This window comes from Blastomonas sp. 34TW (assembly GCF_059803595.1).
The window spans coordinates 79810-104476 of sequence record NZ_JAPFGW010000010.1 but is presented as its reverse complement, the minus strand read 5'-3'; the positions used below and the strand labels follow the sequence as shown (position 1 = coordinate 104476).

Genomic DNA, 24667 nt, shown 5'->3' with positions numbered 1-24667 from the left:
TCAGCTGCTGACCGGCGTGTCGACATAGCCGGTCAGTCCCCAGGGATCATAGGGGCCGAGCACCAGCTGCTCGAACGTTCCCATGCCGCGCTCGCCGTCGCTGGTGGTGACGCGGCAGAGGATTTGCACGTGCAGATTGCCCATGTCGGGGGCAAGCGGATCGAGCGCGGCGAGGTCGAAATCCTCGCGCTCCACCGCGAGCGCGCCATGATGGAGGCCATGGCCCCAGCGCGGGCAGGTATAGCCAAGGCCGCGCATCTGGAAGCGCTGCACCGGCTCGAACGTCACCATGAGCGGCCCACTATCGGTATCGATGCTGAGCTCGCCGCCCGCCGGCCATCGGGTGCCGGGATGATGACGGGTCGTCATGCGCGCAGCGGGGGTCTCGACAAAGCCGTCATGCGCCGCGCCATCGGGTGCGATCGCCGCACGGGTGTTCCACGGCGTGCCGCTGCGATGCGCGTTCACATGGAAGAACAGGCTGCGTCGCTCCAGATTGACCGGGGTCCATTGCCAGAAGAAGCACGGTTGGCGGCTGGCCGAATGCGGTTGCATGTCGGCGGCGCCCACTGGCCGCACCCCCCAACTGCGATCGCGGGTGCCGCTGCACCCCGGTGCGAGTTCGATCCGCGCGCCATCGACCTCGATCCAGCCAGTATAATGGCCGTTCTGCGTCATCCGGGTATAATCCATGAAGGTGCGCGGGCCGTTGCGAAAGGTGAAGCGCGGCTCCTCGATCGGGAAGGCGCGACCGGTAAAGGTCAGTTCCGCCTTGATGCCTTCGCCATCAACATGCACGCGCAGCACACGGAGCGGTTCGATCACCTCGATCCGGATCGGGCCGACCTCCAGGTCCATCCGCTCCATGCCAAGTTCGCGCGACGCATGAAGATTGTGTTGCACACCATTGCGAATACAGGAAAAACTGGCGTCTGCTATGTCAAGATGCGGGTAGACGCCGAACGCTAGCGCGAAAAATCCGCTGCCATCGGGGTTATAGCCGTTGAAGAAATAGCGGTCGTAGAAATTGCGGTCGGTTCCCGAATAGGCAATCGGCTCGGCCGTCTGGTGCAGAGGAAAATCATCACCTTTGGTCAGCATGTGCTTGCCTCCGAATGGTTTTCTGCCCAACGCAGCAAGGCGCCGATGCTGTCATGATCGAGCGCGAGGCTGCACGCGCCGCGCGCCATGGAAAGGAAATTGGCGTCGCCGCGCTCTGTGCGTTCGACAAAGGCGGCACTGAATACCGCAGTAGAAAGGCCCGACAGCGCGCCGATGCGATATTCGTCCCAGATCTGGGCGCGGTGGCGCGGCACGCCCAGCCGGGTCATCTCGGCGCAATACAGGTCGATCAACTGCGTCTCATGCGCATGTCGCAACTCGCTGCCGATGCCGGTTCCGAGAAAGTAGCCGAGATCGCTGGTCCCGCCGCCGGTGACGCAGGTCTGCCAGTCGACCACCGCCAGCGGCTCGGCACCCCCGCGGATGTCGAACAGCATGTTGTCGAGCCGATAGTCGCCATGGGTGATGCAGCGCGTCGATGGCGTGAAATGGAACCACGCGGCGCAATGCGTGGCCAGCTGTTCGCAGATATCGAGATATTCGGGCTCGATCTGTCCGGCATAGCGCTCGCGAAAAATGGCCTGGGCCCCGGGATAGGCGGAGATGATCCAGTCGCGCGCCGCAAGGTCAGGCAACAGCCAGTCCTCGTCGAGCAGCGGCAGGCCATCGGTGGACGCGTGGAGCAAGGCCGCCTCGCGCACCGCTGCCTCGGCCTCCGCCAGCGTGCACGAATGGAGCTGGTTGCCCACCCGGGCGGGGCCGAGATCCTCGAACAGCAGGATGAAATCGCATCCCGCCTCGTCGATCAGCGCGGCATAGACCCTTGGCACCCGCATCGGAATGTGCGGGGCGACGCGCGCGTAGAAATTGACCTCGCGCAGATAGAGCCGGAAATACGCTGCCGTTGCACGGCTGGTTGCGTCGCGCGACGGCAGTTTCGCGGCAATGGATGTCGGCGCGTGCGGGGCAGGGCGATCATAGCCCAAAGTGATCCGCACGGTATCGCCGACCTGACCGGTGCCGATCGGCGCGATATCGATCGAGGTGATTTGCGCGCCGTGCAGCGCATCGCTGGCATCGAGCGTGGCCTGCAGCCACTCGCGGCTGATTTCTTCCGCTCGCGTGGGAAATCCCGGCATCGCTCTCCTTTCCACCGGATCGCGTCCGGCGTCTGTTTAATCGTACGATTAAACAAGCGAGGGCGAATTGCAATCCGTCAAATACGGGGGAGCGTGCAGGGGGGTGTCAGGCGAGTTCGCTCGCCAGCCGGGCCTGCATCTGGTGCACCATCGGGTGCATTGCCTGGATCTCTGCAAACCCGAGCCGATCGGCTTCGAGCGATCGTTCCAGTCGCACCAGGCGATCGAGAAGGTGCTGGGTCTCATAGACCAGCCGCTGCGCTTCGGCGGGGAGCCGGGCAACGACAAACGGGTCGCTGCTGCTGCATTTGCCCAGCGAGCGGCTGCGGCTGCGCAGTTGGTGCTCGGAAAGCTCGCCCGCGAAAAACGCCTTCTGGTTGAGCAGCCACGCGATCGAATGCATCAGCCGCGTGGTCACGCGCAGCGACTCGCACGACATGTCGATGCGGATTTCGTCCTGATCGGCGACGCCCTGCTGTTCGACGGTGAGCTCGAAATAGGAGCGGGCCTCGTCGGCGAGCACCATCGCTTCGACATAGAGCGACTCGACCAGCTTGGCCGTGAAGGGGGATTGAACGCTTTCCATTTGGCTTGTCTGCCAAATCTGCAAGGACATGCACAGATCAAAGACTTGGTTAACGCACGGTTACACCTCCGTGTGTCAACTCGGAACAATCGCCTTGTCGCGCGTGAACCGGTTCAGGCAATGATGTCGGGGATGAGATAGTCTTCGAGGATGGCGATCTGGTCGCGCAGCATCAGCTTGCGCTTCTTCAGCCGGGCAAGCTGCAGCATGTCGGGAGTGCCGCCGTTGCTCAGCGCAAGGATGGCATGATCGAGATCGCGATGTTCGATGCGCAATGAGGCCAGCTTCTGCCGGACTTCTTCCTCTGTCACGCGCGCGCCCTTTCCCCACCACAGCCCGCCGCCGAAAACGGGGCGGAATCGCCATAGCGCAGGCGCGAGGCCTGCCGGTTATCGCGGTTATGGAATGTTTCGCCGCAATGCAAGCGCGCCTGTGCATAACCGCAAAGACAGGTCGGAAATTTTATGTTTAGATTGTCCCCCCACGATGAGAAGGCAACGAGTCGAAGGAGACATACATGCTGAACGACAGCCATACCGAAGCCCTCAAGGCCAAGCATGCTGGTATCGAACGGATGATCCACGACGAGGAGCGCAGGCCGGCACCCGACACTGCGCTGATCGCCAAACTCAAGAAGCAGAAACTGCGTATCAAGGAGGAAATCAGCCTGCATTGATCAGGCTGATCTGATCACCGCGGATGTCGGCCGGGGGGCCTGACGTCCGCAAGACCGCCCGGCGCGCCTGCAAGGTCCTGATGGACCGGGGGCAGAGCGCGCGTCGGGCGACGGTGGCTACCGCCATCCGCGCTAGCGCAGGACGCTCAGCGGATCGACCAGTCGGACATCGTGCATCTGGTCGAGATAGGCTTCGTAATAGCCCTTGTGGGACAAACCCACCACGGTGAGCATCCGCGTGCCCGGATAGCGGCCCAGCACATCGCGCATGTTCGCGACCATGCGCAGGTTGCGCGTTTCCCAATAGCCCAGATACTGACGGCCGAAGCCCTGCGGCGAGGGATCGGCCAGCGCGGCCCCGAAATCCGAACGATAGACCAGCATCGGGCCGTCGGGAGCGTTATAGGCGCGGTAGAGATTCAGCAGCCCGTCGGGCTGGTCCAGCCTGGCTTCGAGTGCGGCGCTCATGTCCTGACGAGTCTTGGAGGCCGGATTGTCCCAGGCTGTGGTAATCGCCTGTTCGAAGGCCTTGTTTTCCGCCGGGTCGTTGGGGCCCGGGGTATCGGCCGAATGGTCATCCACGCTCCATAGCCGCTCCAGCCCAAGCCTTGCCGCCAGCGCAGCAGCGATCTGGCAGGTCTCGTCCTTTCGCGTGAGCCGGTTTTCGATCCATTGCGCCAGCGGCTCGGTCAGCCCGTCGCCCGCCTTGCGTTCTTCGGGAGGCAGGTGCAGCCACTGGACGACCGCCGAACCCGGCTCTCCCGCCGCGAGAAAGACCGCCGCAAGATGGCGCCGCTGGCCCGGCGTTGGCGCGGCCGGCCAGTCCGCCAGCAGCCGCTCAGCCTCGGCATTGGCGGCTGGCACATCCAGCCCGGTCGCTGCGGCCGCTGCAGCCGGGTCGAAGCAATAGGTCTTCACCGTCTCGGCATAGCGCTGCGGGTAGCGGCGCAGGCTGTCGCATTGCAGGCCTGACAGGTTTTCGGTCGCGATCGCCATGGGTTTCCATGCTGCGAGGCGATCAAGCACGGGAGCGAGCAATGCGTTGAGCGCAGCAGCCGTGTATTGCTCGGGCAACCCGGAAAGATGCGGCGTGCCGAGCACGAGAACCTCGTTGGGTGCGCCCTGCGGCGGCCCTTTCAGATCCTGGGGACCGAAGCTCGGGCGATATTCCTGCGCGGCAAGCGGCGCTGCGGCCAGGCCCAGCGCGGCGACGATGGGAATGGCGCGTGTCAGGCCCGCAACGAATGGCGAAGACAAAGGCAAGATGACCCCCGGGAATTATTGTGTATTGCTGTATTGCTACACTGCATCAACAGGGCTGTCCATCGTCAAATCATCCCCCAAATCGGATGGAAGCCCGGATGGCGCGCCGTCGCGCTGCGTGCTAGACCCCCTTGCATGTCCGAAGCCCAGATCAACGCCACGCTCGCCGCCCGCAACATTCTCACCCGGCTTCACGATGTCATGGCCGCGCGCACCAACGCGCAGGCCAAGCTCAATCAAGTGGTCGACATCATCGGGGATTCGCTCAACAGCGAGGTGTGCTCGATCTATCTGTTGCGCGAAGGCGTGCTCGAGCTGTTCGCGACACGCGGTCTGAACCAGGAAGCGGTGCACGTCACCAAGCTGGCGCTCGGCCAGGGGCTGACGGGCACGATCGCCAAGAATGTCGAGACGCTGAACCTTGCCGAGGCGACCGCCCATCCGGACTTCCAGTATCGCCCCGAAACCGGCGAGGAAAAGTTCCACAGTTTCGCGGGTGTGCCGATCGTGCGGATGGAGCGGGCCGTGGGCGTGCTGTGCATCCAGCATGTCGAGCCGCGCCGCTATCTCGAGGTCGAGATCGAGGCGATGCAGACCGTGGCGATGGTGCTGTCCGAACTGATCGCCAATGCCGGGCTGGTCGATGCGCAGGCAGCGCTCGATGGGGGCGCCGAGCTCACCCATTCGCAGCGTGAAATGGGCTTCCCGCTCGTCGCGGGGCTCGCCAGCGGCAAGGCGGTCTTCCACCAGCCACGCATCACTATCGAACATGTCGTCGCCGAGGATGTCGAGGCCGAGCGCCAGCGCGTCTATTCCGCCTTTATCAAGATGCGCGAGCAGATCGACAAGATGGCGAGCCAGGCCGAGTTCGGCAAAGGCGGCGAGCATGACGAGGTGCTCGAGACCTACAAGATGTTCGCCTATGACGAAGGGTGGTCGCGGCGGATCAACGAGGCGATCGACAGCGGCCTGACCGCCGAGGCCGCGATCGAGCGCGTTCAGCAGCGTACCCGGATGCGGATGCGGCAGATCGACGACCCGCTGCTCGCCGACCGGATGCACGATCTGGAGGACCTCTCCAACCGGCTGCTGCGCATCGTCTCGGGCCAGATCGGCACGGCGGCGCAGATGGGGTTGCGCCAGGACACCATCCTGATCGCGCGCAATCTGGGCCCGGCCGAATTGCTCGAATATGACCGTCGGCGGCTGAAGGGCGTGATCCTGGAAGAGGGGTCGCTGACCGCGCATGTCACCATCGTCGCACGCGCGATGGGCATCCCGGTGATGGGCCGGATGCGGAACATCCTCCACCAGGTGCGGCAAGACGACCATCTGCTGATCGACACTAACGAGAATTCGGTGCTGATCCGGCCCGCGCCTCAGGTGATCGAGGCGTTCGAGGCCAAGTTCCTGCGCAGTCGCGAGAAGCAGGCCGCCTATGCCGCGCTGCGCGATGTCGAGCCACGTACCAAGGACGGGACGCGGGTCGACGTGCTGATCAATGCGGGTCTGCGTGACGATATCGCCCATCTCGCGGTGACGGGTGCGGACGGGGTGGGGCTGTTCCGCACCGAATTCCAGTTCCTTGTGTCCGCAACCCTGCCGCAGCGCGAGCGGCAATTGCGGTTGTACCGTGACGTGCTCGATGCCGCGGGCGAAAAGCCGGTCGTGTTCCGCACGGTTGATATCGGAGGTGACAAGTCGCTGCCCTATCTGCGCGAGGACGGGCCGGGCGAGGAAAATCCTGCCATGGGCTGGCGCGCGGTGCGCGTGGCGCTGGAGCGCGACGGATTGCTCAAGGTCCAGGCGCGCGCTCTGATCGAGGCGGCGGCCGGCAAGACGCTCAATGTCATGTTCCCCATGATCGCCGAACCCTGGGAGTTCGACGCGGCGCGCCAGGTGTTCGACGATCAGCTCGCCTTTCTCAAGGGGCGCAAGAAGCTGCTGCCTGATCGCATCCGCTTCGGGGCGATGCTCGAGGTGCCTGCGCTGGCCGAAACGCTCGACATATTGGGGCCAAAGATCGATTTCCTCTCGATCGGCACCAACGATCTCACGCAGTTCCTGCTCGCGGCGGACCGTGCGCATCCCAAGCTGGCGCAGCGCTATGACTGGATTTCGCCGGCCATCCTGCGCTTCATCCGCAGGGTCGTCAAAGCGGTCGAGCCCTATAATATCGACCTGACCGTCTGCGGCGAGATGGGCGGGCGGCAGCTTGAAGCGCTTGCACTTCTCGCGGTCGGCATTCGCCGGCTGTCGATCACCCCGGCTGCTGTCGGCCCGATCAAGGCCATGGTGCGCTCGCTCGACCTGCAGACCGCCACGGCCAAGATGGAAGAAATGCTGGCTTATCCGCCTACCAACATGCGGGAGGTGCTGCAGGATTGGGCAATGGCGCAGGGTGTGGAGCTCGGCTGACGCAACCCTTTTTGGTCAGCCATTTGCGACACGATCGTTACAACTGTTTTCAAGCCCGAATGGGTTAAGATTCCGCCAATTTCGTTGACTTCGGGGTTGGTTCATGGTTCTCCCGATATGGAGCCAACAGGATAACCGGGACGACCCGGATCGGGAGCGCAAACGTGTCTGACACGCCCTATAACGCAGGTGGTGCGTCATCCGAGGATGGCGCGACCACCGGGGATCTGTTTCCACCCGCGCATGTCGGCGAGCGGCTGGCCTCTGCCCGTGTGGCGCGCAGCCTGACACTCAACGACATCGCCTCGCGCACCCGCATTCCCATGCGCCATCTCGAAGCGATGGAGGCGGGAAAGTTCGAAACGCTGCCAGGACGGACCTATGCGATCGGCTTCGGCAAGGCCTATGCGCGCGCGGTCGAACTTCCCGAAGAAGAGATTGCCCAGCAGATTCGCGAAGCGCTGGGTGGCGCATCGCACGTGCCGACCCGCGAGGTCACCCAGTTCGATCTCGACGAGCCGAGCAAGGTCCCGTCGGCAAAGCTGGCGCTGCTTGCGGCGGTGACCGGCGCGGTCATCCTGCTGGCCGGGTTCGGGATCTGGCGCAGCTATCTGTTCCCTGCGGCGAATGTCGAGGAACTTGCCCAGGCCGCCGATGCGGCCTCGGCGAGCGATGCCGCCCCTGCCAGGCGCAAGGCTGGAGGCACGGCGCCGTCCGCGCCTGCGGTCGATCCCAAGGCAGAGGTCGTGTTCACCGCCACCGAGGACAATATCTGGATCAAATTTTATGATGGCGAGGGCAAGCAGCTGATGCAGAAGCAGATGGCGCTTGGCGAGCAATATACGGTGCCGACCGACGCAGTGAATCCTCAGGTCTGGACCGGTCGCCCCGATGCATTCGAGATCACCGTGGGCGGGCGCACGGTGGCACCGCTCGGTACCTCCGAAGTTGCGGTCAAGGACGTGCCCGTGACGGCTGCCGCGCTGATGGCACGCCCGGCTGTTCCGGCAGCGACAGCCAGCCAGGAAAGCCGCAGCGCCAGTACAGAGGGCTGAGCAGCATCAGCGCTCTGGTCAACTGGCGTTCAGTGACGTCATGCCATCCAAATTCGTGCTCGCGCGGCTTTGACGAAAGCGGCGATCGCCCTATAGACCTTTTGTGCCTGACATCCGTTCGATCTGGAGCCTGACATGACGACCGCCCGCCTATCACCCGTAATTCCGCGCCGGATCGGCCTATCTGCCCGGATGCTCGCTGGCACGGTGATGGCAGCGCTGGTCGCCACCGCCAGTCCCGCTGCGGCGCAGGCCGCTCCGCTGGAACCGCGCGTCAAGAAGCTGGAATCGGAAATGCGCGCCGTTCAGCGCAAGGTCTTCCCGGGAGCCTCGGACCGGTTCTTCGAGCCCGAAATCGCAGCGCCGACCGCCACGCCGACCCCCGGCGGTGTTTCGGCGAGCGCGCCGCTGACCGACTTGCTGCAGCGCGTGGACACGCTGGAAACCCAGATCACCCGGCTGACCGCCCAGACCGAGGAAAATGGCTTCAAGATCGGCCAGCTCGAAAAGCGGCTCCTGCAGCTTGAGGAGCAGGCCAAGGCCGCCGCTGCTGCCGCCTCCGCAGCAACCGCACCGACGGCTGCTCCCGGCGCTCCGGGAGTAGGCGCAGCAACACCGCGTCCGGCCACGCCCGCGGCGGCGAGCGCTGCCGCTGCCGCCCCGAGCGCCGAACGCGTCGCCGCCGTCGCCAAGATCGAGAAGCCGCAAAGCGCCGATGCGGGTGAGGACGCCTATCTCTACGGCTATCGCCTGTGGGAGGCAAAGTTCTTCCCCGAGGCGCAGGCGCAGCTGCGTTTCGCGCTGGAAAAGCATCCCAAGCACAAGCGGTCGAGCTACACCCGCAACCTGCTCGGGCGAGCCTATCTCGACGACGGCAAGCCGAGCGCTGCCGCCAAGATGTTCGCCGAGAATTACGAAAAGGAACCCAAGGGCGATCGCGCCCCGGAAAGCCTGTATTTCCTCGGCGAATCGCTGATCAAGCTCAACGAGAAGCCCAAGGCCTGTGTCGCCTTTACCGAGCTGGCCGAAGTCTATCCCGAAGTGGCGGCAGGGCGTCTGTCGGACCGGCTCGCGGCCGGGCGCCGCAATGCCGGATGCAAGTGACGCGGACCTCAATCGCGTCAGCGCGGCACTCACCGCGCTGACGGGCGACAGCAAGGCGCATCTGCTGCTCGCCGTCTCTGGCGGGCCCGACAGCATGGCGCTGACCGATCTGGTCCGGCGCGGCTGGCTCGGACCGGTCAGTGCGGCGACCGTGGATCATGGTCTGCGCCCCGAAAGCGCCGACGAGGCGGAGATGGTGGCGCGGTTTTGCGCCTCGACCGGTATGAGGCACGCGGTACTCCGCCCCGACCAGCCGATAACGGGAAGCCTGCAATCGGTGGCGCGCGCTGCGCGCTATGCATTGCTCGCTGCGCATGCCGATGCGATCGGCGCGGCCTTTATCATCACTGCGCACCATGCCGATGACCAGCTCGAAACCATGCTGATGCGGCTTGCCCGCGGCAGCGGGGTGGATGGCCTGGCCGGGGTGCGCGCGCGCAACGGCCGGATCGTGCGTCCGCTGCTCGGCTTCCGCAAGGCAGAGCTGGTCGCGCATTGCGAGCGCAACGCCATTGGCTTTGTCGAAGATCCCAGCAACGCGAATGCCGATTTCGACCGGGTGAGGATGCGGCGCGCGCTGCAGGGTCTTGACGTCATAGATCCGCTGATGGCGGTGCGGTCGGCGGGCGCGCTGGCCGAAGCAGGCGAGGCGCTCGATTGGATTGCGTCGCGCGAGGCCGAGACCGCAATTGTCGGCGATTTCAACGGAATCCGGCTGGTGCAGACCGCTTTCCCGCCTGCGCTGCTGCGCCGCCTGGTGCTGATCGCGCTGGACCGCGTGCAACCGGGAATTGCCGTGCGCGGACCTGCGCTGGATCGGCTTCTCGATACGCTGGCAGGCGGAGGGCAGGGGATGATCGGCGATGTCCTGTGCGGGCCCGCGGCGGATGGCCGGGGCTGGCATTTGCGCCCCGCTCCGCCACGCAGCGCATCGACCGGGGGTTCTGCGCCAGAATAATGTCGATCGCAGGCCAAAGCGCGGGCGGATTATATTGTCATTCAGGATTAGCAGCCTATCTTGATCATGGTTTATGGCTGCAAAGGCTTTGAGATGAACGACGATCAGGATCCCGGTTCGAACCAGAACGGCTGGATGAAGAACATGCTCATCTGGGCAGGGGTCATCATCGGCCTGCTCGTGGTCGTGTCGCTCATCGATACGCGCGGGTCGGCCGATCGCGGCAGTTCGATCAGCTATTCGACCTTCCGCGACCGCGTGGCGGATGGCCAGGTCAAGAATGTCGTGATCTCGTCCGATCGGGTGACCGGCACCTATGTCAATGACGAGGCTTTCTCTGCAGTTCGCGTCGAGAACGACCCGACGCTGATCCCGCTGCTCGAGGAAAAGGGCGTCGACTATAGCGGCAAGGCGATCGAACAGCCCAGCCTGCTGGTCGCGATCCTGTTCCAGTCGCTTCCCTTCATCCTGATCATCGCCATAGCGTTTTTCGTCCTGCGCCAGGTGCAGAAGGGCGGCGGGGCGAGCGGTGCGATGGGCTTTGGCAAGTCCAAGGCCAAGCTGCTGACCGAAAAGGCCGGCAAGGTGACCTTTGCCGATGTCGCCGGTATCGACGAAGCGCGCGAGGAGTTGCAGGAAATCGTCGAGTTCCTGCGCGATCCCAGCAAGTTCGCGCGGCTCGGCGGACAGATTCCCAAGGGTGCGCTGCTGGTCGGCTCGCCCGGTACCGGCAAGACGCTGCTCGCACGCGCGATCGCGGGTGAGGCAGGCGTTCCTTTCTTCACCATCTCGGGCTCGGACTTTGTCGAAATGTTCGTCGGCGTCGGCGCGAGCCGCGTGCGTGACATGTTCGAACAGGCCAAGAAGAACGCGCCGTGTATCGTGTTCATCGACGAGATCGACGCCGTCGGCCGTCATCGCGGTTCGGGCCTCGGCAATTCGAATGACGAGCGCGAGCAGACGCTCAACCAATTGCTGGTCGAGATGGACGGTTTCGAGGCCAATGAGGGCATCATCATCATCGCGGCGACCAACCGCCCCGATGTGCTCGACCCCGCATTGCTGCGCCCGGGCCGTTTCGACCGCCAGGTCGTGGTGCCGGTGCCCGATATCGAGGGCCGCGAGAAGATCCTGCAGGTGCACATGAAGAAGGTGCCGCTGGCGCCCGATGTCAACGCGCGCGTCATCGCCCGCGGCACCCCCGGTTTCTCGGGCGCGGACCTTGCCAACCTGGTTAACGAGGCCGCTCTGCTCGCCGCGCGCCGGGGCAAGCGTCTCGTCGCGATGAGCGAGTTCGAGGCCGCCAAGGACAAGGTCATGATGGGCGCCGAGCGCAAGTCCATGGTGATGACCGAGGATGAGAAGCGCATGACCGCCTATCACGAGGCCGGCCACGCCATCGTGGCAGTGCACGAGCCTGCATCGGACCCGATCCACAAGGCGACGATCATTCCGCGCGGCCGCGCGCTGGGTATGGTGATGCGTCTGCCCGAGCGCGACGTGTACAGCTATCACCGCGACAAGATGTACGCCAACCTCGCCGTCTCCATGGGTGGCCGCGTCGCCGAGGAAGTGATCTTCGGCTATGACAAGGTGTCCTCGGGCGCGAGCGGCGACATCCAGTACGCGACCAAGCTGGCGCGCGACATGGTCACCAAATGGGGCATGTCGGACGAGCTTGGCCCGCTGCAGTACGAAGAACAGTCGGAAGGCTATCTCGGCTATGGCCAGAGCCAGCGGCTGATGATGTCGGACGAGACCGCGCGCAAGATCGATGCGGAAATCCGCAAGGTCGTCGATCAGGGCTATGACCGCGCCAAGCAGGTGCTGAGCGACCATGTCGACCAGCTCCATACGCTGGCGCAGGCGCTGCTCGAATACGAGACGCTGAGCGGTGACGAGATCAAGGAACTGCTCGACAGCGGCAAGCTCGACCGGCCCGATGGCAGCAAGGTCAAGCCCGATGTTGCTCCCGGCATTGGCGCGGTGATCCCGCGCGCCGGCAAGCGCAAGGGGCCGTTCCACGATCCCAAGCCGCAGGGCGCCTGATCGACCCCGAGCGGGTCGGGCAAGGCCGACAGCGTGGGTATTGCTACAACTCTGATGACGGCGCTGGCGCTTCAGGCACCAGCGCCGTCATTGCATCCGGCCACTCCGTCGATCGAGACCGTGCGTGAGTTCCTTGTTGCGGCAGAGGCCCTGATGGCGAAAGGAGCAGACGGGGTAGCGACTCCCGAAGCGGACGAGGTACGGCAGGCCGTGCACGACGCCGCCAAGGCCTATCGCGCCGCGCTGGCCGAAAGCGCCAGCCGGGGGGAAGCGGCGCCCAGTTGCCCTCCACCGCCTGGCCAGGCACAGCTGACCATTCCCGATCTGATCGGTGATTTTCAGGCTTTCCCGGACGCCAATCGCGACATGCCCGTCACCACCGCCTTTGCGCTGGTCATGACCTTGCGTTATCCTTGCGCTGCGGCGCAGAAATGAGGTCATTGGCCATTCATCAGGCAATGATAGACAGGCTGCGAGATCATGGAGGGAGCATGGGCATGAAGCGGGGCGTTCAGGCGGGCATTCTTGCAGCGGTGGTAATGCTGTCGACCGGAGCGGCATCGGAAATGACCGTGGGCGAGTTTCTGGCGGGAATGAAAAAGGCCGAAAGCATGGGCCCGGCTGCCCTGCTCTCAAGCGACGTGCGCGCTTTGCGGGCAGAGTCGGACCGGGTACGCGAGCTGTATGTGGCCGACATTACCCGGCAGAAAAAGGCAGGCGGCAAGATGCACAGCTGCCCACCGGCCAATGATCGCCCCAAGATGACCGGCGAGGAACTGCGCGTCTATCTCAGCAGCCTTCCGCCGTCGGCGCAGAAAAAGCCGTTTCGGGTCGCAGTGTATGACCTGATGAAGAAGAAATTTCCCTGCAAGTGATGCGAGGCGGCAATCGCCCCCCGGCTTTGCGGCGCGGAGGGCGATGAAGTTCAGGCGGCGAGAAAGCCTTCGAGCCGCCCGCGAATGATCTGCTCCGCCTCGGCCATAATCCGGTCGATCAGCTCCTTGCAGGTCGGAATGTCGTGGATAAGCCCGGCGACCATGCCGCAGCTCCATGCGCCTGCATCCATATCGCCTTCCATCATGATCCGGGGGTAGACGCCCGCGACCTGCTCGATGATGTCGGTGAACTGCAGGTCCTTGCCCTTTTCGCGCTCGATCACCAGCAGCTGTTCCACCGCCTCGTTGGTCAGTACGCGCTCGGTATTGCGCAGCGGGCGCATCACCAGCCGGGTGTCGAGCTCGGATGCGGCCACGATCGCCTGCTTCACATTCTCGTGCACCGGCGCTTCCTTGGTGGCGATGAAGCGCGTGCCCATGTTGATGCCATCGGCGCCCATGGCGAGCGATGCGACCAGCGAACGTGCATCGGCCTGGCCGCCCGAGGCGACGAACGGAATGTCGAGCTCGTCGGCGGCGCGGGGCAGCAGGATCATGTTGGGAACATCGTCCTCACCCGCATGCCCGCCGCATTCGAACCCGTCGACCGAGACCGCATCGCAGCCGATCGCCTGGGCCTTGAGCGCATGGCGCACGCTGGTGCATTTGTGGATCACCTTGACGCCCGCATCCTTGAGATACGGCAGCACCGATTGCGGATTGTTGCCCGCGGTCTCCACCGCCTTGACGCCGTTCTCGATGATGACGCGCACATAACCGGGATAATCGGGCGCGGTGAGCACGGGCAGGAAGGTCAGGTTCACGCCGAACGGCTTGTCGGTCATCGCCTTGCACTTCTTGATCTCGGCATCGAGATCTTGCGGAGTCTTCTGCGTAAGCCCGGTGATGATGCCGAGCCCGCCCGCGTTCGACACCGCTGCGGCCAGTTCGGCAAAGCCGACATAGTGCATGCCGCCCTGGATGATCGGATGCTCGATACCGAACAGCTCGGTGATGCGGGTCTTCATGAGGCTCTCTCCTTTATCTTTGTGATTCGGGGCAGATCAGACGAACAGGGCGACCGATTGCATCGCGGTCATCACCGGTTCGAGCCTGCTGTTCCATACCGTCATGTACTGGCTTGCCGCGCCATGGTGCGCGTGGTGTGTGACCGATTCGAGCAGCCACCAGCCATTCTCGGTCTCGGGCGCGTCGGTGAGCAGGTTGACCTGCCAGTTCATGCTGCTCACCGGCCCCGCAACATCCATCAGCCCCATGGCCGAGGGCGGCAGTCCATCCCCGATGGCGAGCAACTCGGTCATCGGATCGAGCCCGTCGCGCTCGGCAAAACGGTGCCAGTTGGCGAGGCGCGGCGTGTTCATGCCGAGCTCGAGCCGCTTTTCGGGATATTCCATCTGCGACGTGAAGAATTCGGGCGGGCCGCTTCGCGTCGTGCCTTCTGCTGGCGGCAGCGCGACGTCCGGACGGTGGACGCCTTCGAACTCGATCTTGCTCTCGCGCTTGCTCATGAAGATGAAGGTGCCGATAAAGCCGAGGCCCTCGGCACTGCGGATCTTCACTTCGACAAAGGCGGTGTTGCGCCCGCGGCGCAAGAGGTCGGTCGAGATCGTCAGTTCGCCCGCCAGCGGGCCGACGAACGCAACCTGGGCAGAGCGCAGCGGCGGTGCATCGGGCACGGTCAGCCGCGCGGCATGATGCGCCAGCGCGGAGGACAGGCCACCATAGCAGGTGCGGCCCTGCATCCAGCACGGAGCGACGGAAACGGTCCAGCCATTGTCGGCGCGGACAAACGAAGCGAGGGTCTGAGCGAGATTCATCGCGCGATTAAGACCAGAGAATTCCGCCCGAATCCACCGGAAATTTGCCGCGTTGCGGCTGCCGTTACGGATCGCTGGATATCAGGGGAGGGGAAGGCTGGTGGGCGTAGGAAGGATTGAACTTCCGACCCCTGCGATGTCAACACAGTGCTCTACCACTGAGCTATACGCCCACGCTTTAGCCTTGCTGCCGGTGCTGTGCGCCGCGGCAAGGGCGGTCCATTACAAAGAGCTTGGCACTCGTGCAAGCGGTAAATGATGCCGCTCGCCGATTATTGCCTCACAGACTCTGCGCGAAGGTACCGCGCGAGAAGACGCGGTCGACCTCGAGCACGAGATCCTTGAGGTGGAAGGGCTTGGAGAGCACCCGCGCGCTCGGCGCGGCCTGCTCGGCCTTGAGCGTGACCGCCGCGAATCCGGTGATGAACATGACCTTGGTGTTGGGTGAAATGCGTCCGCAATGCTGGGCCAGTTCGATCCCATCCATTTCGGGCATCACGATATCGGTCAGCAGCAGATCGAAATGCTCGTCCTGCAGCAGCGGCAGTGCCGCCGTGCCACGATCTACCGAGACGACCTCATAATCGGCCTTTTCCAGTGCACGCTGCAGATAGGTCCGCATGGCTGCATCGTCTTCCGCCAGCAAAATCCGCAACATCGCCACTGTCCTCCATGGAAGCTGTCCGGACCTTGTATGCCGCAGGCAGTTAAGATTTTCCAGCCAACCGGATACCTTGTTTGCACGATGCCCCGAAGCAGGACAGCGACTGGAGCGGAAGTAAACGCAGGCTGGCAGCGGCCGTTGCATGGCCTGCGCCTTTGACTTGGCCGACGCTTTGGCGCATGCCCTTGCGCCATGGACGACGCGCCCAGCCAAGCCGCGATGCCATCGCGCCATTTCAGCCTGGAAGGGGTGGAAAGCGCGCGGCTGCCGGTTCTGGTCGCGGTTCCGCATGCCGGGCGCGACTATCCCGACGAAATTCTGCAGAATTCGCGCGTCGCACCCGAGATCCTGGAGCGACTCGAAGATCGGCATGCCGACATGCTGCTGCCCGATCTTGTGAAGCTGGGATGTCCTACCCTGGTCGCGCATGCCGCGCGCGCCTGGATCGACCTCAATCGCGCGCCGAGCGAAATCGATCCGCAGATGGTCGCGGACGCACCACGTACTGCCTTTGCCCAGCCTAGCGCCAAGGTGCGCGGCGGCCTGGGGCTGGTGCCGCGCCGTCTGGCCGACCATGGGGAACTCTGGCGCCGGCCCTTTGCGCAATCGGCGATCGCCGGGCGGATCGCGCAGCTGCATGATCCCTATCACCGCACGCTCGGCCAGGCGCTGGCGAGCCTCAAGGCGCGATTCGGCTGTGCGCTGCTGATCGACCTTCACTCCATGCCGCCGCTGCGGCCCGAAGGCCCGGCCAGACCGCCGCAGATCGTGCTTGGTGACCGGTTCGGGCGATCGGCCGACGGGGCTCTGTGCGATCTGGCGCTGAGGACCATGGCGCGGTCGGGATTCGAGGTCGCGCTCAACCATCCCTATGCCGGCGGCTATGTGCTCGATCGGCACGGACGTCCTGCAAGGGGAATCCATGCGCTGCAGGTCGAGATCGACCGCACCCTCTATCTTGCAGCGGATCTCAAGCAGCCAGGGCTGGGTCTTGCCCGGGTCAGCGCTGCGCTGGCGCATCTCGTCGGCACCCTGGCGCAGGATTTGCTGCGCAGCGATCGCGGTCCCGACCTCGCCATCGCCGCCGAATAACCTGCTGAATTCATGAAAAAACCGCCTCGTGACGGATCACGAGGCGGCCAAGGTTCAGGGAGGAGGTGCACTAGTGCACCTGTCGGAATGCGAAAGGGGGGGAAGCATCCCGACACCCATAATCTAGGACAATCGCTGGCCGACTTCAATGGCTGGAACGGTAAAATTTCTGCCCATGCGAATATTCTTGCTAATGCGAGCGAGTCGCAATAACCTGAGCCAGTCGCTGCGATGAAGCGCGGCGACGGCAAAGCGAAGGAGTGGTCATGGGCTTTTGGTGGCAAGACATGCTGGATCGACCAGCCGAACTGGGATCTGCAACGCTGGTCGAGGCAAGGCTGGTCGTGGCGCTCAGAATTGCGGTGTTCGCGCACAAGTCCGGCACCGACCCCGCGTCGCACGTCGCGGCAAGGCTGGGCAGTACCGCGCTGTCCAACCAGCTGTCGCTGGTTGTCGAGGCGATGGGCCAGGCCTGGCCAGAACCGTTCTGCGTTTCTCGCCCGTGCTGCGCACGGCTCTCGCCCGATGAGACAATGTTTGTCGCGATGGTGCGCAGCGCCGCGCGCGGCAATCGCGCTGCCTTCGACCGGCAGACGCGCGAGATGCTCGGCGAGGATGCACGCAACCTCATCTACAACCTGATGTGGCAGATGGGCAGGATGGTCGCTGCGGACGCGTGAGGTGCCTGGTCAGCCGGTCTCATTGACATAGCTGCGGATGAATTCGGCGATGGCATGGAAACCGTCGCTGAATGCCGCGCCGGTGCGCCACAGGGCTGCGATCGAGCGGCGTGCATTCCATCCGGCAATGTCGAGCGTTGCCACGACTTCCGCCGCCTGAGTTTCGGCGGCCATATAGCGTTCCGGCAGCAGTGCCAGGCCGATGCCCGAGCCCACCATCTGGCGGATGCTGTCGAGGCTGGTGCCTTCGTAGTCGTGGAGGATGTGTGCGCCGACCTGCTCGCAGATGTTGCGCGTCTGCCGGTGGAAATGGTGACGCCGGTCAAGCGTCAGAAAGCCTTCGCCTTTGAGTGCCTCCGCCGGGATATTCTTCTGCCCGGCCAACCGGTGATCGGGCGGCGCGATGACGAACATCCGTTCGCTGAACAGCGGCTCGACCACGATTCCCGTCGCATCGACCGGCATCGGACACAGCATCATGTCGAGCTCGCCGCGCATCACCTGCCGGACCTGATCGTCGGGAATGCCTTCGCGGATGTGCAGGCGCAGGTCGGGCTGTTCGCGGTGCAGCCCGGCCACGATTGCGGGCATCAGATAGGGGCCAAGCGTCGGGGTCACGCCGAAGCGCAAGGTGCCGCCGATGCCCTTGCCTGCGCGCCGCGCGAGGTCGGAAAGGTCGCGTACCTGGACAAGGATGCCGCGCGCGCGTGCCGCTATGTCGCGCCCCAATGGGGTAAGCTGGACGTCCTGGCCGCTGCGGTCGATCAGCGATGCACCCAGCCGCGCCTCCAGCGTGCGCAGCTGCTGGCTGAGCGTCGGCTGCGAAACATGGACCGCAAAGGCCGCCCGTCCGAAATGGCGGTGGTCGTCCAGCGCGACCAGATATTGCAATTGGCGAAGACTAGGCATGTGCGACCCCCTGTTCGATAGAGAATGTCTATCGAATCATCGTCGTCCTTTCAAATGGAAACAATGATACGTTGTGCCATATACCATGCACAACAAGCAGCGGAGCAAACCCCTCCCCGAACCGCTCCAACCCAACTGCTTGAAAGATGCCGCAGCTTGAACGGACACCCCAAAGCTGCGGATAGGGTGGTGCATCGGTCCGCCGAGGTCGCAGCTTAGCCTCCGATGCGCCACCCGCCTATCTCGCCGGTGCAGGCCGGGCCTCGGGGTGCTTGTCCTCCCTCCGCAATCTGTTAGCCTCTACCCAATCGCGCGACCGGTACAGCCGGCGTGCCATCCTTGGGAGGGGACGTCATGCGGCAATTGCAGGGCATGGACGCATCGTTCGTCGCGCTGGAGCAGCGCAACGCGCCGATGCATATCGGATCGATCCTGATCTACGATCCGTCGACAGCACCCGGCGGGTTCGTCCGGTTCAAGGATATCCTGGCCTTTTTTGAATCGCGCATGCACCTGTCGCAGACGATGCGGCAACGGCTGGTCAAGGTCCCGCTCAATCTCGATTATCCCTATTGGATCGAGGACCCGGATTTCGATCTCGAATATCATGTGCGCCATGTCGCGCTGCCCAAGCCGGGCGACTGGCGGCAGCTGTGCATCCAGGCGGCGCGCATCTTCTCGCGCCCGCTCGATCTCACGCGCCCGCCCTGGGAGTTCTGCGTGGTCGAGGGGCTCGACAATATCGAGGGCGTGCCCAAGGGCAGCTTCGCGATGATCACCAAAGTGCACCATGCCGCGATCGACGGCATGTCGGGGATCGATCTGATGGATGCGCTGCACACGCTGCGCCCCGGCGATCCGCCGCCGCCGGCCTCCAGGGCATGGCGACCCGATCGCGTGCCCGATCCGCTGGGGCTGTTCCTCAAGGGTTATGCGCGGGCCTGGCTCAACCCCTGGCGGCAGACCGGGGTGATCGCCAAGGCGGCGCCGGGGCTGTACCGCGCCGCCAAGGGGCTGGTGACCAGCGAGTTCAGCCTCAATCCGGCGATCTCCGCACCGCGCACGCGCTTCAACGTCCCCGTCTCGTCCAATCGCGTGGTCGAGGGACGCACGTTCACGCTGGCTGACGTCAAGGCGCTGCGAGCGCTGTCGCCCGGCTGCAAGATCAATGACGTGTTCCTCGCGATCATCGGCGGCGGCCTGCAGCGCTATCTCAAGGCGCATGACGAACTGCCCGAGGCGAGCCTGACCGCCATGGCGCCAATCTCCGTGCGCGCGGAGAAGGAAAAGAACACCATGGGCAACCAGGTGTCGGCGATGGTCGTGCCGCTGGGCAGCCATATCGCCGATCCGGTCGCTCGGCTTGCCTATGTGCATGAGCAGACGATCCAGTCCAAGGCGATGACCGATGCGCTTGGCGCGCGGCAGATGACCGAGATGAGCAAAGTCTCGCCGGCGCTGTTCATGGCACTGGGGGCGCAGCTCTACACCCGGCTGGGCCTCGCCAATTACGTCAAGCCGCCGTTCAGCACGGTCGTCACCAACGTGCCCGGCCCGCCGGTGCCGATCTATTCAACCGGCGCAAAGATGATCAGCATGCACGGGCTCTTGTGTCTGACTGATGGCCTCGCACTCGGCCATGTCGTTCAGAGCTATGTCGACCAGGCGACGATCGGCTTCACCGCGTGCCGCAAGGCGATGCCCGATCCCGAATTCTACTCCCAATGCCTGCAGGCCTCGTTCGAAGAGCTCATGGCGGCTTTGGCATCGGGTGGGTCCGAAGCGGCCGAGAAGCCTGCGGCGAAGCGCAAGGGGAAGAGCAAGGCAGCCGCGTCAGCGTGATTGCGCTGGCATTTGCGGAGCGCAGCTCCATATTGTGTGACAGATCGGAGACTTCATGACCGCTACCGCTGCTTCTGCCAATCCGAGTGCCGCGAGGCCGCCGCACCTTTTCTGGACCCTCAGCGAGGGGCGTGCCCTGGTCGAACTCGGCGCATTCTATGCCTTGCGCGGCCCGCTTGCGATGCTGCCGCGGGGTGATGGGCACAGCGTGCTGGTGCTTCCGGGCTTTCTCGCGAGCGACCGGTCGACCAAGCCGATGCGCGATCTGCTGAAGAGCCTTGGCTATGACGCGCATGGCTGGGACATGGGCCGCAATATCCGGATCGACAATGCGCGCGAGGCGCAGATGAACGATCTGCTCGATCGCATCCATGCGAGCTCGGGCCGCAAGGTCTCCATCATCGGCTGGAGCCTGGGCGGCGTGTTCGCGCGCGAGATCGCCAAGAACGCGCCGGACAAGGTGCGACAGGTGATCTCGCTCGGCAGTCCGATCTCGAACGATCGCGGCCATACCAACGCGCGCCGCCTGTTCGAGCGGCTGAATGGTCCCGAGCCCGAGCCTCTGCAGGCCGGTCGCTTCCGCAATCTCGACGAAGCGCCGCCGGTGCCGACCACCTCGATCCTCAGCAAGACCGACGGCATCGTCGCCTGGCGCGGATCGGTGCAGAAGCCCGGCCCGCAGACCGACAATATCAAGGTGCTCGCCAGCCATTGCGGCCTCGGCGTCAATCCGATGGTGATGTACGCGATCGCCGACCGTCTGGCGCAGGCCGAGGACGCCTGGCAGCCTTTCGACCGCTCGGGCTGGCGCGGGCTGCTGTTCGGGTCAGTCAAGGCGGACTGAGCTTAGCGCCTCACTCCGATCAGCTGTTCCGCCGCCAGCCGCCCGGTCTGCGCCGCGCCGTTCATATAGCCAGTGTGCGCATCGGAAAGATGCTCGCCTGCAAACAGGATCGGGCCGGAGGGCAGGGGCGGGGTGACCGTGCCGTCTTCTTCCTCCACCCAGAAATGCCGGGCAAAACGGGTGAGTTGGCCCGGCAGGAAGCGCGAATAGGCACCTTGCGCGAACGGGTCCATCGCCCACGCGGTGCGGCGGACGCTTCGCGCGGATAGGCCGGGCACGGCGGGCGCGATCTCGCGTTCGCAAACGCGGACCATGGCTTCCGGCGAGAGGTCGGCCAGGCCTGAGGTCTGGTTGCCGCCGAAGAACCAGGTGAGTACGCCCGCCGGGACTTCATCCTGCCCCGCGCTCGCGCCCCAGAATTCGCTGAACAGCCCCGGATCGCCGCCGGTACGTGCGGCCCAGGCTGCACCGCCCGCCCCGGTGACCGGCTCCCATGGGCGCGTGGCATAGCCGGCGTTGATCTTCTCGTTGCGCCCGCAGCTCAGCTCGCGCGTCAGCGCCAGCCAGGGGGCGGGGAGCGTGTCGCCGAAATCGATGCTGCGCAGCACCTGCGCGGGCACGGTGACGATGACGCGGTCTGCGATGATCACCGCGCCATTGGCAAAGCGCAGCTCCACCGCCGTGCCCTCGCGCCGAACGCTGAGCAGGGCATGGCCGGTCCTTATCCGTTCCATCAGCGGCGCAGCCAGCGCGCGCGGGATGGTCGAGGAGCCGCCCGCGAGGCTGTAGCGCTCGTCGCTGCCCGAAATGAGGGCTACACGGTCGGTATCGATCGCGGGAAGGTTGAAGAACAGCTCGAGCGCCGAGACCTCGTCCGGCTCCGATCCGAATTCGGTGCGGATCGTCGCCTCGATCAGCGCCCGTGCGCGGGGGCTTGCCGCGGCCCCGGCGGCATCGAGATACTGCCGCACCGACATCGTGTCGAACCGCGCGCCATGGGTGTCGAAATCCTCGTCCACCAGCGCGGCGTCTGCAGCGATGCGCGTGGCCAGCGGGCGGAATTCGGCGATTAGATCGGCCTCGGTCACCGCCTTGCCATCGACCACGAACACCTCGTGCGTCACCATCGCGCCGCGATCGATCAGACCGATGTCGAAGCGCTTGGCCAGCGCCAGGATATCGGCATGGTTGGTGTTCACCAGATGCGCGCCGTCCTCGACATAGAGTCCCGGTTCGGGCAGTCCGCTTGAGGTCAGGACGCGTCCGCCGACACGCCCGCGCGCCTCGTAGATGGTCGCATCGAAACCGGCGGCGACCAGCCGATCGAGCGCGACCAATCCGGCGAGCCCCGCTCCGATGATCGCGATGCGGCTGCGCTTGCTGATCCTGGCTTCTGCAGGTTCGACCAGGGAAGGGGCCAGGCCCATTGCGGCAATACCGGCGAGCACCTGCCGTCGGTCCAGCCCCGGCCCGGATTTATGGATGGTATCGGGCGCGGCCTTGGCCAGCAGTCCCCAGACAAAACCCGTTCCGCGCATATGCCGTGCCTCCCCCTGCAGACGCTACGGAAGGTGAGGGTGATCCCAACGCCGCGTAGCGTCAAGATTAATGGCAGATTGGGCAAATCGGGCTGGACATTGGTGCGGCGCACCCCAAATGACGCGCACCAAAAGGGAGCGCGCATGTTTCACAGTCTCTGGGCTCAGCTGGCCCTTGCCATGTCGGCACTCGCCGGCACCGCCGCACTTGCAGACGCGCGGCGCATGCGGCGCACTAATTTCGACCAAGTTGGCTTCATGCCGTGGACCAGCATCTCGATGCTGGCGATCACCGGCGCAATCATTTCGGCCGCCCTTGCGCTGAAGGGTCTCTGATTAGAGACAGGCCTCGAGAAACGCCTGTTCGAAGCCAAACTGGCGCGCCTTTTCCAGCGTATAGGGGCGCAGACCCGTCGAGCGATATTCGCCGATGATCTTGCCGTCGCTGCCTTCGTCCAGATATTCGAACTTGAACAGTTCCTGGGTGACGATGACCTCGCCCTCCATGCCGATCACCTCGGTAACGTTGGTCACGCGGCGGGAACCGTCGCGCAGACGCTTGACCTGGACGATGATGTCGACCGACTCGGCGATCTGGCGGCTGATGGCTTCCTTGGGAATCTTGATGTCGCCCATCAGGATCATGTTCTCCATACGGCCGAGCGCCTCGCGCGGGCTGTTGGCGTGGAGCGTACACATCGATCCGTCGTGACCGGTGTTCATCGCGGCGAGCAGGTCGAAGCACTCCGCGCCACGAATTTCGCCCAGGATTATCCGGTCGGGGCGCATACGCAGCGCGTTCTTGACGAGATCGCCGATGCTGATCGCGCCCTTGCCCTCGAGGTTCGGCGGGCGCGTTTCCAGCGGCAGCCAATGCGGCTGCTGCAAGCGCAGTTCGGCCGCGTCCTCGATGGTCAGCACGCGCTCGCCCGGATCGATCATCTTCGACAGCGCGTTGAGCATGGTGGTTTTACCCGAACCGGTACCGCCTGAGATGACGATGTTGAAACGGCAGGCACCCGCAATCTTGAGCGCGGTCGCCATCTTTTCCGACATCGCGCCCCAATCCTTCAGATTGTCGAGCGTGATCGGCTTTTCGGAGAACTTACGAATGGAGATCGCGGTGCCGCGGAGCGACAAGGGCGGGATGATGACGTTGACGCGGCTGCCGTCCTTGAGGCGGGCGTCAGCGAGCGGCGTCGTCTGGTCGATGCGGCGACCGACCTGGTTGACGATCCGCTGCGCGATCTGCAGCAGATGTTCCTCGTCGCGGAACTGGATCGGCGCGATCTGCAGCTTGCCCTTCTTTTCGATATAGGTCTGCTCGGGGCCGTTCACCATGATGTCGGTGATCTCGGGATCGTTGAGCAGTTCCTCGAGCGGCCCGAAGCCGAGCAACTCGTCGATCAGCACCTTTTCCAGCGCGAACTGCTCACGCCGGTTGAGGGTGAGCTTGAGCTCGGCGAGCACCTCGAGGATGATCGGGCGGAATTCCTCGGCCAGCTCGTCCTTGGTCAGCGTGGCAGCAGCTTCCGGGTCGACGCGTTCGAGCAGGCGCGGCAGCACCTGTTCCTTGATCTTGTGGACCGACGCTTCGAACCCTTCGACCTTGGGGCCGGTGTCCGCGACCGAGTTGGCGCGATCCGAAAGGCGCGTCATCGCGTCGTTCAGTGCGGCGCTCTCCGGCGTCATGTCGATCATGTCGAGACCGGGCAGATCGACGCTATCGAGGTCGGGGAACTGATCGCCACCCATGTCGAGCGACAGGCCCAGCCGCGCTTCGGGCGGCGGGGTGGGGGCACCCCCCTTCATCGGGCGGGCGACGCCAAAGCTCGGCCGTGCGCCGGGCCCCATCTGTCCAATCCCATTCTTTCTGCCAAAAGCGCTCATGGTGACCGATTTTCCCGGATTGTGTCGGTGGCAGCCGGAAGCCGCCTGATATCTCATGGTGAATAGCCCGGAAACTTTGACAATGTCCTAACAGGCGACGCTGTCGGACCCTTGCCTTGGGGCGACTGCCCCGTTGGTGCTTGCATCCGTGCCAATATTGGGCATTAAGCCGGGCAAAAGTTAAC

Annotated in this window: 24 protein-coding genes and 1 tRNA gene; 13 read left to right on the top strand and 12 right to left on the bottom strand. The window is 64.4% G+C overall.

The window, feature by feature from the left end:
• The 4 genes from OPU69_RS13805 to OPU69_RS13790 all read right to left on the bottom strand — a co-directional run bounded on the left by OPU69_RS13805 (position 1) and on the right by OPU69_RS13790 (position 3098).
• On the bottom strand, positions 1-1101 hold the full coding sequence (locus OPU69_RS13805; protein WP_498511812.1) for an Rv3169 family protein: 1101 nt from the start codon (positions 1099-1101) through the stop codon (positions 1-3).
• Entirely contained in the window at positions 1095-2201 is a 1107-nt protein-coding gene (locus OPU69_RS13800) for a phosphotransferase family protein (RefSeq protein WP_498511810.1), read from the bottom strand. Before OPU69_RS13800 ends, OPU69_RS13805 begins: the two co-directional genes overlap by 7 nt.
• Before the next feature lie 106 nt (positions 2202-2307).
• Positions 2308-2787 carry a DUF1465 family protein gene (locus OPU69_RS13795; RefSeq protein ID WP_060978860.1) on the bottom strand — a complete coding sequence of 160 codons (480 nt, stop codon included), beginning with the start codon at positions 2785-2787 and terminating at the stop codon, positions 2308-2310.
• Positions 2788-2900: 113 nt separating this feature from the next.
• Complete coding sequence (locus tag OPU69_RS13790) at positions 2901-3098, bottom strand: YdcH family protein (RefSeq protein WP_498511808.1); 198 nt, start codon at positions 3096-3098, stop codon at positions 2901-2903.
• Between the two features lie 206 nt (positions 3099-3304).
• Here OPU69_RS13790 and OPU69_RS13785 point away from each other — a divergent pair, with 206 nt between their 5' ends.
• Complete coding sequence (locus tag OPU69_RS13785; protein ID WP_023838338.1) at positions 3305-3463, top strand: YdcH family protein; 159 nt, start codon at positions 3305-3307, stop codon at positions 3461-3463.
• A 132-nt stretch (positions 3464-3595) separates the two neighbouring features.
• Here OPU69_RS13785 and OPU69_RS13780 read toward each other — a convergent pair whose 3' ends face one another.
• Entirely contained in the window at positions 3596-4720 is a 1125-nt protein-coding gene (locus OPU69_RS13780; RefSeq protein ID WP_498511806.1) for a DUF5694 domain-containing protein, read from the bottom strand.
• 141 nt (positions 4721-4861) lie between these two features.
• Between OPU69_RS13780 and ptsP the strand changes: the two genes are divergently transcribed.
• The 7 genes from ptsP (at position 4862) to OPU69_RS13745 (ending at position 13185) form a co-directional block, all read left to right on the top strand.
• Positions 4862-7144, top strand: coding sequence for a phosphoenolpyruvate--protein phosphotransferase (gene ptsP / locus OPU69_RS13775; RefSeq protein ID WP_066115025.1), 2283 nt, complete (start codon positions 4862-4864; stop codon positions 7142-7144).
• Between the two features lie 164 nt (positions 7145-7308).
• On the top strand, positions 7309-8199 hold the full coding sequence (locus OPU69_RS13770) for a helix-turn-helix domain-containing protein (RefSeq protein WP_060978863.1): 891 nt from the start codon (positions 7309-7311) through the stop codon (positions 8197-8199).
• A 135-nt stretch (positions 8200-8334) separates the two neighbouring features.
• On the top strand, positions 8335-9303 hold the full coding sequence (locus OPU69_RS13765; RefSeq protein ID WP_498511803.1) for a tetratricopeptide repeat protein: 969 nt from the start codon (positions 8335-8337) through the stop codon (positions 9301-9303).
• Positions 9287-10261, top strand: coding sequence for a tRNA lysidine(34) synthetase TilS (gene tilS / locus OPU69_RS13760; protein WP_498511801.1), 975 nt, complete (start codon positions 9287-9289; stop codon positions 10259-10261). Before OPU69_RS13765 ends, tilS begins: the two co-directional genes overlap by 17 nt.
• A 93-nt stretch (positions 10262-10354) precedes the next feature.
• On the top strand, positions 10355-12310 hold the full coding sequence (ftsH, locus tag OPU69_RS13755; protein WP_066284436.1) for an ATP-dependent zinc metalloprotease FtsH: 1956 nt from the start codon (positions 10355-10357) through the stop codon (positions 12308-12310).
• Between the two features lie 54 nt (positions 12311-12364).
• The gene (locus OPU69_RS13750) at positions 12365-12745 is read left to right on the top strand and encodes a hypothetical protein (RefSeq protein ID WP_498511799.1); all 381 of its coding nucleotides are present in this window, start codon (positions 12365-12367) and stop codon (positions 12743-12745) included.
• 62 nt (positions 12746-12807) lie between these two features.
• A complete protein-coding gene (locus OPU69_RS13745) occupies positions 12808-13185 on the top strand; it encodes a hypothetical protein (protein WP_498511797.1) in 378 nt (125 codons plus the stop codon).
• Between the two features lie 50 nt (positions 13186-13235).
• Here the strand turns inward: OPU69_RS13745 and OPU69_RS13740 are convergent, their stop codons facing one another.
• From OPU69_RS13740 to cpdR, 4 genes are all read right to left on the bottom strand, one after another.
• The gene (locus OPU69_RS13740) at positions 13236-14213 is read right to left on the bottom strand and encodes an NAD(P)H-dependent flavin oxidoreductase (protein WP_498511795.1); all 978 of its coding nucleotides are present in this window, start codon (positions 14211-14213) and stop codon (positions 13236-13238) included.
• Positions 14214-14249: 36 nt separating this feature from the next.
• Complete coding sequence (locus OPU69_RS13735; protein WP_498511793.1) at positions 14250-15023, bottom strand: thioesterase family protein; 774 nt, start codon at positions 15021-15023, stop codon at positions 14250-14252.
• Positions 15024-15121: 98 nt separating this feature from the next.
• A tRNA-Val gene (locus OPU69_RS13730) sits at positions 15122-15196 on the bottom strand.
• Between the two features lie 107 nt (positions 15197-15303).
• Positions 15304-15681: a cell cycle two-component system response regulator CpdR gene (gene cpdR / locus OPU69_RS13725; protein ID WP_060978870.1), complete on the bottom strand. Its 378-nt coding sequence runs from the start codon at positions 15679-15681 to the stop codon at positions 15304-15306.
• A 198-nt stretch (positions 15682-15879) separates the two neighbouring features.
• On the opposite strand from cpdR, the gene OPU69_RS13720 reads away from it, so the two are divergent.
• Together OPU69_RS13720 and OPU69_RS13715 are read left to right on the top strand one after the other, a co-directional pair.
• Positions 15880-16779 carry an N-formylglutamate amidohydrolase gene (locus OPU69_RS13720; RefSeq protein WP_081096848.1) on the top strand — a complete coding sequence of 300 codons (900 nt, stop codon included), beginning with the start codon at positions 15880-15882 and terminating at the stop codon, positions 16777-16779.
• Between the two features lie 287 nt (positions 16780-17066).
• Positions 17067-17459: an addiction module antidote protein gene (locus OPU69_RS13715; protein WP_498511790.1), complete on the top strand. Its 393-nt coding sequence runs from the start codon at positions 17067-17069 to the stop codon at positions 17457-17459.
• Between the two features lie 9 nt (positions 17460-17468).
• Here OPU69_RS13715 and OPU69_RS13710 read toward each other — a convergent pair whose 3' ends face one another.
• The gene (locus tag OPU69_RS13710; protein ID WP_498511788.1) at positions 17469-18368 is read right to left on the bottom strand and encodes a hydrogen peroxide-inducible genes activator; all 900 of its coding nucleotides are present in this window, start codon (positions 18366-18368) and stop codon (positions 17469-17471) included.
• A 354-nt stretch (positions 18369-18722) separates the two neighbouring features.
• On the opposite strand from OPU69_RS13710, the gene OPU69_RS13705 reads away from it, so the two are divergent.
• Both OPU69_RS13705 and OPU69_RS13700 read left to right on the top strand, forming a co-directional pair.
• Entirely contained in the window at positions 18723-20210 is a 1488-nt protein-coding gene (locus OPU69_RS13705) for a WS/DGAT/MGAT family O-acyltransferase (RefSeq protein WP_498511786.1), read from the top strand.
• 55 nt (positions 20211-20265) lie between these two features.
• Complete coding sequence (locus OPU69_RS13700; protein WP_060978874.1) at positions 20266-21054, top strand: lipase family alpha/beta hydrolase; 789 nt, start codon at positions 20266-20268, stop codon at positions 21052-21054.
• A gap of 2 nt (positions 21055-21056) precedes the next feature.
• Here the strand turns inward: OPU69_RS13700 and OPU69_RS13695 are convergent, their stop codons facing one another.
• On the bottom strand, positions 21057-22592 hold the full coding sequence (locus tag OPU69_RS13695; protein ID WP_498511784.1) for a flavin monoamine oxidase family protein: 1536 nt from the start codon (positions 22590-22592) through the stop codon (positions 21057-21059).
• A gap of 144 nt (positions 22593-22736) precedes the next feature.
• Here OPU69_RS13695 and OPU69_RS13690 point away from each other — a divergent pair, with 144 nt between their 5' ends.
• Entirely contained in the window at positions 22737-22928 is a 192-nt protein-coding gene (locus OPU69_RS13690) for a hypothetical protein (RefSeq protein WP_155645976.1), read from the top strand.
• On the opposite strand, the gene OPU69_RS13685 is transcribed toward OPU69_RS13690, so the two are convergent.
• The gene (locus OPU69_RS13685) at positions 22929-24482 is read right to left on the bottom strand and encodes a TadA family conjugal transfer-associated ATPase (RefSeq protein WP_060978876.1); all 1554 of its coding nucleotides are present in this window, start codon (positions 24480-24482) and stop codon (positions 22929-22931) included.
• Positions 24483-24667 lie beyond the last annotated feature (185 nt).